Below are 13703 nucleotides of genomic sequence, written 5' to 3' on the forward strand. Positions count from 1 at the left end.
GACATATTCGCGCAACCACGTCTTCGAGCGATCAGCGGTGCAGGACGAGCGCAGCATCTTGCAGGCAGCTATGGATCGCAGCATGGGCGAAGCCACGTACAGTCAGGTTCGCCAGGAGTTTCGGCAGAGGATAAAGAGTGGGGAGTTTCGTGAGGTCAAACGCTCAGATGGTAGGGCCGCGCCCCAATACACAACAGCCGAGATGGTTCGTATGGAGCGCGAGATCGTCGGTCTTGTGCAGAAAAGTAATGAAAGCAGATATGAGAGTTCCATGCTGGTGTCGCCGATACTGCGAATCCGTACAGAGGATGCGCATTTCGAGTTGAGCAAGTCGCAGCTTGCTGCTGTCGATGATATTTTCCTGACCCGAGAGAAGGTTGTAGGGCTAGACGGTGTCGCAGGCGCGGGAAAGACGACGACGCTCGCAGTTATTCGCGAAGGCGTTGAAGCGCAGGGCTACCTTGTGGAGGGATTTGCGCCAACAAGCCGTGCAGCACAGAAGTTGTCTGAGGCTGGCATGAAGACATCAACGCTTCAGCATCATCTGGCCAGGGGTGAGCGACCAGACACGGGAGAAAAGAGGCTCTATGTGTTGGATGAGTCTTCTCTCGCGTCTACACGCCAGATGCACGATTTCCTGTCGTGTCTTCATCGGAATGATCGCGTGTTGCTTGTAGGCGATGTACGGCAGCATGAAGGCGTCGAGGCTGGCCGTCCATTTGCACAGCTTCAAGAAGCGGGGATGCACACTGTGAAGCTTGATGAGATTCTGCGCCAGCGTGATCCTGAGTTGAAAGAGGTGGTTGAGATGTTGGCGCGTGGGCATGTTGCAGCGGCAATCGAGAGCCTCGACATCCAGTGCCGGGTGCATGAAGTGATCGGGCGTGAAGCGCGGATCGCAGCGATAGCACGCGAGTATGCGGCCTCGCCTGAAAGCACGCTCGTTGTGTCGCCAGACAATCGCTCCCGCGCCGAGATCAACACCGCGATTCATAGAGAACTGCAAGCGCGAGGGGTCGTGTCCAAGGGGGAATATGCGATGCAGATACTTGTGCCCCGGCAGGAGTTGACGGGTGCGGATCGCAGTTGGGCACAGCGGTATCAGACCAACGACATACTGCACTATTCTCGGACTTCAAAAGAGACCGGCATCGGTAAAGGAGAATATGCGCGTGTAGTTGCCGTGAACGGGCCGGAGAACATGCTGACCGTTCTGCGCGGCACTGGAGAGCAAACTACCTACGACCCACGCCGTCAGATGGGCGTCTCCGTCTACCGAGCGGAAGAAAAGGAGTTTTCTGTGGGTGATCGCGTGCAGTTCACCGCACCCAATCGCGAGTTGAAGATTGCCAACCGTGAGTTGGCAAGTATCGAAAGCATCACTGCGCACGGCGCGATGCAGTTGAAGTTGGATAGTGGGCGCAGCGTCGAGTGCGGAGTAAAAGGGTTTTCTCACTTGGATCACGGCTATGTCGTCACAAGCCATTCCAGCCAGGGACAAACCGCAGAGCGAGTGCTGGTCCATGCGGACACGGAGCTTGGCGCGAAGGACTTGTTGAATAGCCGCATGGCGTATGTGTCGATCTCGCGTGGCCAATGGGACGCGCAGATATTTACAGACAGTCTGGAGAGGCTGCCAAAGGCATTGGGCCATGACGTTTCGCATCAGAGCGCCTATAAGCCGGAACAGGCTATTGCCCTACCGCAGCAGCAGATCGTGCCAGCGCCCGCGCACGACAAAGAGTTGAGCATGGGTTTCGGGTTGAGCCTTTAAATACTGTATGTGCTGAGAGATAAGGGAGTGTCGGAAAGCAAGTCGTATTTGAAAACGGAGCAGATTCAGAATGAGCACGAAAATCTTGTATCGGGGATAACACTATGTCGGCAGAGCGGGTCATTGATTTCGAGAGTGGTGGATTGAAGTTGTCGCCGCAGGAGCCATCATTCAAGGCGGATCGCAGGAAGCCTCCACAACGGGTGACTGTTGCACCGGAAGACAAACTGCTCGTGAGCCGTGAAGAGGCAGCGCAGCTCCTCTCAATTAGCCAGCGTGGGCTGGACTACCTTGTGGCATCGAAACGTTTGCCTACGCGGCGAATCGGCGGGCGGGTTCTCATTCCAGTAGCGGACCTTCGGAAATATGCTCGCTGCGATCATCCTGAACGTATCGTGAGCTGAACGCATTCCGGCATAACCCCAATTTGGGATTCCGATACGTCGGTGCATAAGACTGCAATGGGTCGCATATGATTCATTGCAAAAGTATCCCAAAAGTATCCCAATTTTGAAAACACGCAAGACGCTCGTGATCCGCTCTTCGAGGCAAATTATTGATTTTATTGGAGATATGTGGTGGCCCGGGCAGGAGTCCAACCTGCGACCTTCGCGTTAGGAGTGCGCTGCTCTATGCAACTGAGCTACCGGGCCAACGTTCTCTAGTGTATCCCGGAGAGCGCTACGGCATCTAAGGGGCATTCGGCATCTGCGAGGTAAAATCAAACCGTGCCCAGATACTCCATTGTCGTCCCGTTCCATAACGAAGAAGAGAACGTCACGAAGCTCTATGACCGCGTGAAAGAGGTGATGGAGCAGGTCGCCTCCAGCTTCGAACTGGTGTTTGTCGACGACGGCTCGCGCGACCGCACGTACCGGCTGCTGGAGGAGATTGCGGCTGTGGATTCGCGCGTGCTGCTGGTGAAGCTGCGCCGCAACTTCGGGCAGACCTCGGCGCTGGCGGCAGGGTTCGACCACGCCTCGGGGGAGCTCATCCTGGCGATGGACGGTGACCTGCAGCATGACCCGGCGGAGATTCCACTGTTCCTGGCGAAACTGGAAGAGGGGTACGACGTGGTGAGCGGCTGGCGGGCGCAGCGTGCGGACAATATGGTGATGCGTCGCATCCCGTCCGGCGTGGCGAACTGGCTGATGGCGCGGCTCTCCGGCGTGGATATCCATGACTTTGGCACGACGTTCAAGGGCTACCGGCGCGAGGTGATCCAGAATATTCCGCTGTACGGCGAGATGCACCGGTTCATACCGGCGCTGGCTAGCTGGTATGGCGCGAGTATCTGCGAGGTGGCGATCTCCAATCCCGCGCGTGAGGCGGGGCGCAGCCACTATGGGATCTCGCGGACGTTCCGTGTGTTCTTCGACCTGCTGACGATCCGGTTTCTGTTGAAGTACATGACGCGGCCGCTGCACTTCTTCGGCAGCATTGGCGCGCTGGCGGAGGTCGGCGGCGCGGGCATCGCCCTCTGGTTGCTGGCGTATAAGCTGATCAGCGGGCATGACGTAATCGGCGAGCATGGGCCGTGGTTCGTGATCGCGGCGGTGCTGATCCTGGCGGGTATCCAGTTGATTGGAGTGGGGCTGCTGGGTGAGTTGCAGGTGCGGCACTTCTTTACGCAGGCGCAGCGCTCGCCCTATGCGGTGGACCGCATTGTGCGGATGAAGCCTGTAGAGCAAGGGATAGAGGACAGGGGATAGAGGATAGTGAAAACGATGCGCGCGATTCAGATTCAGCAGACGGGTGGGCCTGAAGTACTGGAGCTGAAGGAGTTGCCGATACCGCAACCCGCAGCGGGACAGGTGCTGGTGAAGATCGAGGCCTGCGGCGTCAACTTTATCGACACGTATCTGCGTGAGGGCCGGTATCCTGCGACGCTGCCGTTTATTCCAGGGCAGGAGGCTGCGGGGGTTGTTGTTGAAGCTGGCGAGGGAGTCAGCGGGTTCAAGCCGGGCGACCGCGTGGCATGGAACGGAACACGTGGCACCTATGCTGAGTACGCGTGCGCTCCGGCGAGTGATCTGCTGCATGTGCCGGAGGGCATGAGCACGGAACAGGCCGCAGCGGTGCTACTGCAGGGGCTGACCGCGCATTATCTTTCGCACAGCACGTATGCGATCCAGAGCGGCGATACGGTGCTGGTGCATGCGGGCGCGGGCGGTGTGGGGCTGCTGCTGACGCAGATGGCGAAACGGCTGGTCTGCAAGGGACAGGGCGCGACGGTGATCACGACGGTTTCGACCGAGGAGAAGGCGGAGCTTTCTCGCGGAGCGGGAGCGGACAAGGTTGTGCTCTACACGCAGGAGAGCTTTGCCGATGCGGTGAAGGCGTTCACGGACGGCAAGGGGCTGCCGGTGGTGTATGACTCGGTGGGGAAGACGACGTTTGAGGACTCGCTGAAGTGCCTGCGACCGCGCGGGCTGTTGGCGCTGTATGGCGCGTCGAGCGGCGCGGTGCCACCGATGGACCCGATCCGGCTGATGGCGGGGTCGCTGTACCTGACGCGTCCGACGCTGAAGGATTACGTGCAGACGCGCGAGGAGCTGGAGCGGCGCGCGAACGAGGTCTTTGGCTGGGTTGCGAGCGGGAAGCTCTCGGTGCGCATCGGCGCGCGCTATAAGCTGGAAGACGCAGCGCAGGCGCACCGCGATCTGTGCGGACGGAAGACGACGGGCAAAGTGCTGATCCTGCCCTGAGGTTCTGCTTCGCGTGTGTTGATGTTCACGTAACCTATGGTGTGTCCTGGTGTCTAAATGGTGGGAGTAGACGCGATGATAAAGACTGGGCTCACACTGTTGCTGGCGGTTGCAGGGTTGAACGTGGCGCTGTGCCAGAACGCACAGGTTCCTGATGCGAAGGCCACGCCGGTGCTGGTGGAGCTGTTCACTTCAGAGGGCTGCTCGAGCTGCCCTCCTGCGGATGCACTGCTGGCGAAGCTGGATGGCAAGATAACATCGTCGGGGCAGCAGATCATCGCGTTGAGCGAGCATGTGACTTACTGGAACAATCTGGGGTGGACCGATCCGTTCTCGCTGCAGTTCTTTACGGACCGTCAGAACGAATATGCCAACCGCTTTGCAGCGGATGAGGTCTACACGCCGCAGGTGGTGGTGAATGGCGCGGCACAGACGCTGGGCAGCGATGGGCGCGCGGTACTGAAGGCCGTTCAGCAACAGGCGCTGCCGTTGCCGCTGGCGTTCCATGTGATGTCGTCGCGGCCGAACGGGAAGAACCTCTCGGTGATGTTTACGGTGAGTGGCAATGTTCCTGTGGGCGGTGCGGAGGTGTACGCCGTGCTGGCCGACGACCGCGATACGACGAGCGTTGCGCATGGCGAGAATGCGGGGCGCACGTTGAGCCATGTGGCCGTGGCGAGGCGCATTGGAATGGGCGTCGTGCTGCGCGCAGGCGAGCAGACGCTGGTAAGTATTCCCATGGCCACAGATCTGCGGACGCAGGCCGAGGGGGGACGCCGGCTGGTACTGGTGGCACAGTTGCGGGGGCAGGGGCGCGTGGTCGGGCTGCTGAGCCATGAGCTTCCGAACGGGGACCCAGCGCAGGCCAGCGAGACATCAACGCGGCTGGGTACGCTACTGGCTCGCTGATGACTGGTGGCTTCGGGACGGCGGTATGCCGCCTAAGTGTCTTTCGATGGCCCGGTTGAGGCAAAATGCGGGTCGCGAATCCAGCAAGATTTCTATTTTGTCATCATAAGAAACGCCCTGCGTTGTTCGGGCCGTCACATTAAGAACTGTATGATAGCGAACATACGGCCGGCGGGATGATCCGCGATCGGCGACTCTCGGCATTCTCGATCAGCCGCCCGTCCAACCCATTGTGAATACGCTCACGGAAGCTACTCCACCGCAGGACGGAAGGCGACCCTTTTTGAGCGTGCATCTTGTAAATCCCAGTGACAATTCTTTTGGTACGGCGGTCATTACACCGCGTTGGTTATTTGTATTAGCTGCGGCGACGCCGACGTCGGCGGGTGAACCGATCCTCGTCGACGAGTCGATCGAGCAGGTGGTGCCTGAAAGTATCATGCCCGGTGACATCGTCGGCATCAGTGTGCACACCGGCAACGCTCTGCGCGGCTATGCGGTGGGGCGCATGGCGCGAGAGCGAGGCGCCTGGGTGGTGTACGGCGGCATCCATGCGACGCTGTTTCCCGAGGAGGCGCTTGAGCTAGGTCAGGCGCATGCGGTTGTGAAGGGCGACGGCGACATCATCTGGGGCGAAGCGGTGGCGGATTGCCTGGCGGGAACGCCACGGCAGGTGTACGAGGGCGGCCGCATCGGCGGAAGCGAGTTCCTGGCGGCTCGTTGGGACCTGATCCGTCCGGAGAAGTACATGTGGGCCTCGGTGCAGACGATCCGCGGCTGCCCCAAGCACTGCTCTTTCTGCAGCGTGTGGCGGACCGACGGACAGCAGCCCCGCCAGCGACGGTTTCAGAGCGTGATCGACGAGATCATCAGTCTGCGCCGCATCGGGTTCCGCTTCATCGCACTGGCTGACGACAACTTCTATCCGGTGACGCTTACTGATTTGCATCTGGCTCGCGAGCAGAACAACGCGGCCCGTCTCGAAGAGCTGACGGCGATCCGCGCAGAGCGGTTTCAGCTAATGGAAGAGCTGTCGAAGCTGCCCAAGGACATGGTCTTTTTCACGCAGATCACGATGGAAGCAGGCGAGGATGGCGAGTATCTCGATGCCATGCGTCGCGCCAACATCAAGGGCGCGCTGGTAGGTGTGGAGGCGGTGACGCCCGAGGGGTTGAAGGCGGTATTCAAGGACTTCAACTACTCCGGCGATGCACTGGCGAAGCAACTGCAGACGTTCAAGCAGCATGGCGTGCACGTTCTCGGCTCGTTTATCTTCGGGTTGCCGACGGACAAGCCTGCTACGTTCGACGCGACGGTGGAGATGGCGTTGAAGGCAGGTGTGACCTTCGCGCAGTTTGTGATGATGACGCCGTTTCCCGGCACGATCGACTTTGGGCGCTGGGAGAAGGAGCAGTCGCTGGACCCGACGCTGGTGGGCGATGTGCCGATCACACGCTACTGGCTGATCCCTACGGAGGTGCGGCCGAAGATGTTTACACCGCATCCTTCGATGAGCTCGACGGAGATCAGTGAGCGCACGCAACGCGTTTGGGACCGGTTCTATAACTGGAGCTCGGTATGGCAGCGGTCGGCCTGCACACCGACGCTGAAGGCGCGGATCGCGTTCATGTTTCTTTCCAAGCTCTACCGGCAGATGTATGCGGGCACGGGCATCTCCACGGACAGCGCGCGGCGGAAGAAGTCCAAATCGACGGCCCGCTGGATGGCGCGGCAGTGCAAGCGGCTCTTCCAGGCCAAGCCGATGCCGGAGCTGCGGTCGCCCCTATGGGCGATGCCCATCGTACCGCCGCCTGCCTTTGCTGCTGTAGTGCCTGTGGAGTCACCTTTTATCATTCATCGCGACTAGGGCGTGTACTTGATTTGGGCGGACGCACGATACACTAGGGTATTGCCGAAGTTTTTGCAGTGCGCCTCTTGTGGCACTGTTCTGTTCATCCAACGCTACCGCAAGGAATGTTCGGGAAGCGCGGTGAGACTCCGCCACTGCCCCGCAACTGTGATGTGCACACCTCTCCTGCTGCTGTTCCTGCGTGCGGAGAGGTGAAGCTGACCCGGAGCTGCCCACTGGGCGTCTAACCAATGAGACGCCCGGGAAGGGAAGTTCGCACGCTGGGTCCGCTTTGAAACTGCGCCAGTCAGGAGACCGGTTCCGCTGCGATCCTAGCCTGCCACGCTCCCGACGGGGGAGCGGAGGAGAACTGTTATGGTACGTCTGCTGAGCCGGGCCCAAGTGCGGTCTGCTGCCAGTTTTCCCAAGCGCGTGGGCCTTGCAGGCCGCGCTTCTTTACTTGCCCTTACCTTCTCGCTTGCGGCCACCACGGCGCAGGCCGTTACTGTGCACGGTCGCCTGACCGATGCGCTGGGCACGCCGATCCCGGGCGGCCGCGTGCAGTTGGTGGAAGATGGGAAGGTCGTCGCCTTCGGCTTCGCTGACCAGGACGGCAAATACGAGATCGACTACAGCGGTGCGGGCCGCTTCACATTGATCGGGCTCTCGCCACAGTATCTGCCATCGGTCGGCACGGATTTTTACGCCGGCCTGAAGGACGTGCTGGCGCAGAACGTGGTGCTGGCGACCAACACTGTGCGGCAGGACATCTCGGTGAGCGCGACGGGCATCCCGACGCCGTTGCCGCAGTTGACTGCTCCGGTGACGGTGCTGCCGGGTGCGCTGATGTCGACAGACATCGGCGTAAGCAATGAGTTGCGACAGGAGCCGGGCGCGTTCGTGGTGCAGACTGGGCAGACCGGCGGTGTGACGAGCCTGTTTCTGCGCGGCGGCAACTCGACCGCGAACCTGGTGACGATAGATGGCATTCCTGCAAACGATGTCGGAGGCACCTTCGACTACGGCACGGTGAGCTCGACGGCGATCGACCGGATTGAGGTCTACCGCGGGCCGGACTCGGCGATCTATGGGACGGATGCAGGTGCGGCTGTTGTCGCCATCTCGACACCGCGCGGATCAACGCCCTCGCCGGTCGTGACGTACTCCGGTGACGCGGGCAATCTGTTTACCTGGCGCAACGAGGTGACGCTGGGTGGCACGCTGCAGAAGCTGGATTACTACGGCGCATTCTCGCGGTTCGACACGTCGAACGCGGTGCGCGAGGACAGATATCACTCGGCGACGTCGGCGGCGAACATTGGGTACGACTTCAACGGCAACACGCAGATACGGTTCACGATCCACAATGCAGATTCGGCGACGGGATTGCCGGGGCCGCAGAACTTCTTCGCTCTGCCGAACACGGCCAAGCAGGCCGATGAAGACCTGTACTCCGGCATCACGGTGGAGAACCGCTACAAGCAGGTGTGGCATAACCTGCTGCGTTACGGCATCGCGCGCAAGCGGGAGCAGATCTATCAGTACGGCCAGCCAGGCATACCGATTACCTATGAGGCAGGGACTCCGAATCAGTACACCGAGTACTTTGGCAACGTAGTCACGATCCGCGGAGCCAATGGATATACGGTGACGGGACAGACCGATATCTTCGGTTCGACCAGCGACCAGTCGTCGAACCGGGACCAGCTGTACTACCAGAGCGACCTGTCACTGTCGCCGCACTTCAATGCGCTGTTCGGCTTTCGTTACGACAATGAGCGCGGGGGCTTCAACGATCCGGAGTTCTTCGAGTCCTACAACACGCAGCGCACGAACTTCGAGTACAACCTGCAGTTCCAGGGCGAGTACTGGAACCGGCTGTTCTACTCGGCTGGCGGCGCGGTGGAGAAGAACCACCTGTACGGCATCGCGGGTACTCCGAGGCTGGGCCTGAGCTACGTCGCGGTGCGGCCCACTACGCAGGCCTTCCACGGCACACGGTTGCGCGCGAATGCAGCCACGGGCGTTCAGGAGCCGACCCTGGCTCTGGAGCACAACAGCCTGTACACGCAACTGCTGGACAGTGGTGATACCACCGATATTGCGCTCTACCACATTGGGCCGCAGACGGCGGAACGCTCTCGCACCTATGACGTTGGTGTCGATCAAAACATCCTTGGCGAGAAGCTGACGCTGAAGGCCGGGTACTTCCACAATGTCTTCGACCGCCAACTGGAAGCTGTTGGTGGGTCGGCCCTGCTGGCGTACTTCAATATTCCGTGTCCGGTGGCGCAGAACCCATGCCCGCTGGCCGCGATCTATGACGCTTATGTGAACTCGCTGGCGTTCCGTGCGCAGGGTGCGGAGTTGGAGCTGACGTGGCAGCCGAAGCCGGCTTTCCTGGTGCGCGGCGGGTACACGTACCTGGATGCGCGAGTGCTGCAGTCGTTTGCGTCGGATGCCGTGGCGGCGAGCCAGGGCTATGCGACCGTGAACCCGAACTTCCCGACGATCGCAATTGGCGCGGAGAGCCCGCTGGTGGGCGCACGGCCATTTCGGAGGGCACCGCACACGGGCTACTTTGATGTGCAGTACACGCACAAGAAGCTGAATACGGCGTTGCGCGCGTCGATGGCCAGCCGGAGCGACGACTCGACGTTCCTGGACTATCAGGACGTGAACGGCGGTAACACACTGCTGCTGCCGAACCGCGATCTCGACTTTGGGTATGTGAAGCTGGATCTGAGCGTGATGTATGCGCTGAAGCACGGCTTTACCTACTTTGGGCAGGTGGACAATCTGCTCAACGACCAGCATATTGGGCCGATTGGCTACCCCGGTCTGCCTTTAACGTTTCGGATGGGGCTAAAGTTGCGATTGGGCGGTAACTAAGCGCAACTGGAGCAAGGATGGCCCGTTTCTGCAACGCGGGGGTAGGCCATCGCGTCTGATTCAGTGTAGGCATGTATGCTTGCAGGCTGAGAACGAACGTCCTATCGGACGGAAGGAAGAGGAAGACCATGAATGCACGTAGAACACTCTATGCGGCTGTTGCGGTCGGAGCGCTTACTGTTGCATCCCTGGCCGCCGCAGGCCAGGAGGCGCCCACCGAGGGCCCGGTGCCGACGACCGCACTCATTACGATTACGAGCAAGCACGGCGAACAGTTGGACCCCGCCATGTTGAAGCTGAAGGTCAACCGGCATGACGCGCCGATCACCGCGGTAACGCCGCTGGTGCCCGCGCATGCGCAAGTGGCCATCCTGGTCGATGACGGCCTGCGCTCCTCCTTCGCACTGCAGCTGAAGGAGATGGAGCAGTTTCTGAATGAACTGCCTCCCGGTACGAACGTGATGCTCGGCTTTATGCAGAACGGCACCGTTATCAGCAAGGGCTTTACGCGAAACCACGAGGAGATTGTGCAGCAGCTGCGCATCCCGTTCTCCGTACGCGGCATTAGCGGCAGCCCGTACTTCTCGCTGGACACGCTGGTGAAGAACTGGCCTTCGCAGGAGCCTGGGCCGCGCATGGTGCTGTTGCTGACCAATGGCGTCGACCCCTATAACGGCAGCACGTCGATCATGAACCAGGACAGCCCCTATGTTCAGACGGCGCAGGAAGATGCGCAGCGCGCCGGTGTTGCGGTGTACTCGATCTACTTCCCGGATGCGCGGATGCGGCGAGGCGCTTTCAGCGGGCAGAGCTATCTGTCGCAGGTAGCGGAGGCTACGGGCGGCATCTCGTTCAACCAGGGCACCATTCCGCCGGTGTCGATCGGGCCGTATCTTGACCAGTTCCGCAAGGCAATGCTGGAGAGCTACACGGTCAGCTTTATGGCCATACCCAGCGGAAGTCGCCGGAACGATCTGACACAGATCAAGCTGACGACGACGCAGCCGGGAGTGAAGATCATCGCCCCGGAGGCAGTCCGCCCCGGTGTCTCAGAATAAGGCCTTTCGCTAACCGCACGTACACCTCTCGCGCCCCCAATTTCTGTAGGATAGACAGGGACGTGAGAGGTGTATGAGCGAAGGTCGTTGGGTACTGTTGATTGCGAGTGAGGTGGGCGGAACGGACTCCGTGTCCGACCGCGCGATGGAGCGCCTGGTGGAGGCCATCGGTGAAGAAGGCTATGAGGTGGTTCGCACCTCTACGCCGGATGATGGACTCTCGCTGGTGACGTCCGACCCTTCGTACAGCGCCATCCTGCTGGATTGGGATCTGGAAGGCGAAGGCGAGTTTACGGAGCAGGCCGCACTGAAGATCCTGCGCGCGGTGCGTCGCCGCAATAAAAAGATTCCTATCTTCCTCATCGCTGACAGAACCCTGGTGAGCGACCTGCCACTGGAAGTGGTGAAGCAGGTGCATGAGTACATCCACCTGTTCGGCGACACGCCCGCGTTCATCGCCAACCGCGTAGACTTCGCCGTGGAGCGATATCATGAGCAGCTTCTGCCGCCGTACTTCCGCGAGCTGAAGAAGTACACCGATCAGGGGGCCTATAGCTGGGACGCGCCCGGACACATGGGCGGTGTGGCCTACCTGAAGCATCCGGTGGGTATGGAGTTCCACAAGTTTTTCGGCGAGAACATCATGCGTTCGGACCTCGGTATCTCGACGTCGCCGCTGGGTTCGTGGCTGGACCACCTTGGGCCTCCGGGAGAGAGCGAGCGCAATGCGGCGCGCATCTTCGGGGCGGACTGGACGTTCTATGTGCTGGGCGGCTCATCGGCTTCGAACCAGATTGTGGGCCATGGTGTGATCGCTCAGGACGATATCGTGCTGGCCGATGCGAACTGCCACAAGTCGATCTGCCATTCGCTGACGGTGACTGGCGCGAGGCCGGTGTACTTCAAGCCGACACGCAATGGCTACGGAATGATCGGGCTGGTGCCGGTGAAGCGGTTCAGCCCGGAGAACGTAAAGGCCCTGATTGAGCGCAGCCCGTTTTCCGCAGGCGCGCGTTCCCAGGTGCCGACGTACGCCGTGGTGACGAACTCAACCTATGATGGGCTCTGCTACGACGTGAACCGCGTGGTGGAGGAGCTGGCGAAGAGCGTGGGCCGCGTGCACTTTGACGAAGCATGGTACGCGTATGCGAAATTCCACCCCATCTACCAGGGACGGTTCGCAATGGGCGTGCCGGATGAGATGCCGGGCCGCCCGGCGATCTTCTCCACGCAGTCCACGCACAAGATGCTGGCGGCGTTTTCGATGGCGTCGATGGTGCATGTGAAGCTGAGCCCGCGCGCGCCGCTGGACTACGACCAGTTCAATGAAGCGTTCATGATGCACGGCAGCACCAGCCCGTTCTATCCGTTGATTGCGTCGATCGACGTGGCCGCCGCGATGATGGATGAACCTGCTGGGCCCACGCTGATGAGCGAGACGCTGCAGGATGCGATCAGCTTCCGCAAGGCGATGAGTTCGATTGCGCACCGGTTGCGGCAGGCGGAGGAGGGCTGGTTCTTCCGGCTCTATCAGCCGGAGTATGTGGTCGATCCCCTCGACGGGGAGCGCTACCTGCTGGAGGATGCGCCCGACGGCGCGCTGACCAACCGCTCAAGCTGCTGGACGCTGAAGCCCGGCGAGGAGTGGCACGGCTATCAGGACGAGGACATCGCCGACGACTACTGCATGCTGGACCCGGCGAAGGTGACGATCCTGACGCCGGGCGTGAACGCGCAGGGCGTCGTGGCGGACTGGGGAATTCCAGCGGCGATTCTGACGGAGTTCCTCGACGGGCGCCGCGTGGAGATTGCTCGCACGGGCGATTACACCGTACTGGTGCTGTTCAGCGTGGGCACGTCGAAGGGCAAGTGGGGCGCGCTGCTGGAGAACCTGTTCGAGTTCAAGCGACTGTATGACTCGGAGGCGTCGCTCGAAGAGGCGCTGCCGGAGCTGGTGTCGAAGTATCCGGCGCGGTACCGCAACCAGACGCTGAAGGAACTGAGCGACGAGATGCACCAGGCGATGAAGGAGATGGACCTCGCGGGGCTGGTGAACGCCGCCTGCGACGAGGACTTCGACCCGGTGCTGACGCCTTCGCAGACCTACCAGAAGATGCTGACCGGCGAGACCGAAAAGGTGAAGTTCGCGGAGATGGCCGGGCGCATCGCGGCGGTGATGCTGGTGCCGTATCCGCCGGGCATTCCGATGTCGATGCCGGGCGAGCGGCTGGGCGGTCCGGACAGCCCGGTGATCCGCCTGATCCTGGCGATGGAGCAGTTCGGCAAGCGCTTCCCGGGCTTCGAGCGCGAGACGCATGGCATTGAGATCGACGAGCATGGCGAGTACTGGATGCGCGCGGTGATTGAGACGCCAGGCACAAAGCGAAACGGCCGCGGCAAGCAGAAGCCGCCCAGTTCGGCGCCGCCTGTGAAGCGTAAGAAGAAGTCGCTTCCCGGTGACGATGAGCCGCCAGTTCCCGGGACGACGAAGATCGCGCCTGAGCGCTGAGGCA

8 protein-coding genes, 1 tRNA gene and 1 riboswitch are annotated in these 13703 nt (G+C 60.9%); of the genes, 8 read left to right on the top strand and 1 reads right to left on the bottom strand.

From position 1 onward, the window contains the following. The first annotated feature begins 271 nt into the window (after positions 1-271). Positions 272-1774, top strand: coding sequence for an AAA family ATPase (locus GOB94_RS16925; protein WP_255484428.1), 1503 nt, complete (start codon positions 272-274; stop codon positions 1772-1774). 576 nt (positions 1775-2350) lie between these two features. Here GOB94_RS16925 and GOB94_RS13335 read toward each other — a convergent pair. Further along, a tRNA-Arg gene (locus tag GOB94_RS13335) sits at positions 2351-2427 on the bottom strand. Between the two features lie 75 nt (positions 2428-2502). Here GOB94_RS13335 and GOB94_RS13340 point away from each other — a divergent pair. From GOB94_RS13340 to GOB94_RS13370, 7 genes are all read left to right on the top strand, one after another. Then, positions 2503-3486 carry a glycosyltransferase family 2 protein gene (locus tag GOB94_RS13340; protein WP_182276372.1) on the top strand — a complete coding sequence of 328 codons (984 nt, stop codon included), beginning with the start codon at positions 2503-2505 and terminating at the stop codon, positions 3484-3486. Positions 3487-3501: 15 nt separating this feature from the next. Continuing rightward, positions 3502-4482: a quinone oxidoreductase gene (locus tag GOB94_RS13345; protein WP_182276373.1), complete on the top strand. Its 981-nt coding sequence runs from the start codon at positions 3502-3504 to the stop codon at positions 4480-4482. Between the two features lie 75 nt (positions 4483-4557). Further along, a complete protein-coding gene (locus tag GOB94_RS13350; protein ID WP_182276374.1) occupies positions 4558-5391 on the top strand; it encodes a DUF1223 domain-containing protein in 834 nt (277 codons plus the stop codon). Between the two features lie 283 nt (positions 5392-5674). After that, positions 5675-7258: a radical SAM protein gene (locus tag GOB94_RS13355; RefSeq protein ID WP_182276375.1), complete on the top strand. Its 1584-nt coding sequence runs from the start codon at positions 5675-5677 to the stop codon at positions 7256-7258. Positions 7259-7324: 66 nt separating this feature from the next. After that, positions 7325-7579: riboswitch (cobalamin riboswitch) on the top strand. Positions 7580-7615: 36 nt separating this feature from the next. Then, on the top strand, positions 7616-10132 hold the full coding sequence (locus GOB94_RS13360) for a TonB-dependent receptor (RefSeq protein WP_182276376.1): 2517 nt from the start codon (positions 7616-7618) through the stop codon (positions 10130-10132). Between the two features lie 128 nt (positions 10133-10260). Beyond that, positions 10261-11190 (top strand): hypothetical protein, encoded by a 930-nt coding sequence (locus GOB94_RS13365; RefSeq protein WP_182276377.1) that lies wholly within the window; start codon positions 10261-10263, stop codon positions 11188-11190. Positions 11191-11263: 73 nt separating this feature from the next. Further along, positions 11264-13699, top strand: coding sequence for an Orn/Lys/Arg decarboxylase N-terminal domain-containing protein (locus GOB94_RS13370; protein ID WP_182276378.1), 2436 nt, complete (start codon positions 11264-11266; stop codon positions 13697-13699). The last annotated feature ends 4 nt before the right edge of the window (positions 13700-13703 follow it).

Origin of the sequence: Granulicella sp. 5B5 (assembly GCF_014083945.1) — a bacterium.
GTDB lineage: Bacteria > Acidobacteriota > Terriglobia > Terriglobales > Acidobacteriaceae > Granulicella.

Coding starts and splice junctions, on each gene's coding strand:
- GOB94_RS13365 (WP_182276377.1), top strand. CDS start 10,261: ATGAATGCACGTAGAACACTCTATGCGGCTGTTGCGGTCGGAGCGCTT.
- GOB94_RS13370 (WP_182276378.1), top strand. CDS start 11,264: ATGAGCGAAGGTCGTTGGGTACTGTTGATTGCGAGTGAGGTGGGCGGA.
- GOB94_RS13350 (WP_182276374.1), top strand. CDS start 4,558: ATGATAAAGACTGGGCTCACACTGTTGCTGGCGGTTGCAGGGTTGAAC.
- GOB94_RS16925 (WP_255484428.1), top strand. CDS start 272: ATGCTGGTGTCGCCGATACTGCGAATCCGTACAGAGGATGCGCATTTC.
- GOB94_RS13345 (WP_182276373.1), top strand. CDS start 3,502: ATGCGCGCGATTCAGATTCAGCAGACGGGTGGGCCTGAAGTACTGGAG.
- GOB94_RS13360 (WP_182276376.1), top strand. CDS start 7,616: ATGGTACGTCTGCTGAGCCGGGCCCAAGTGCGGTCTGCTGCCAGTTTT.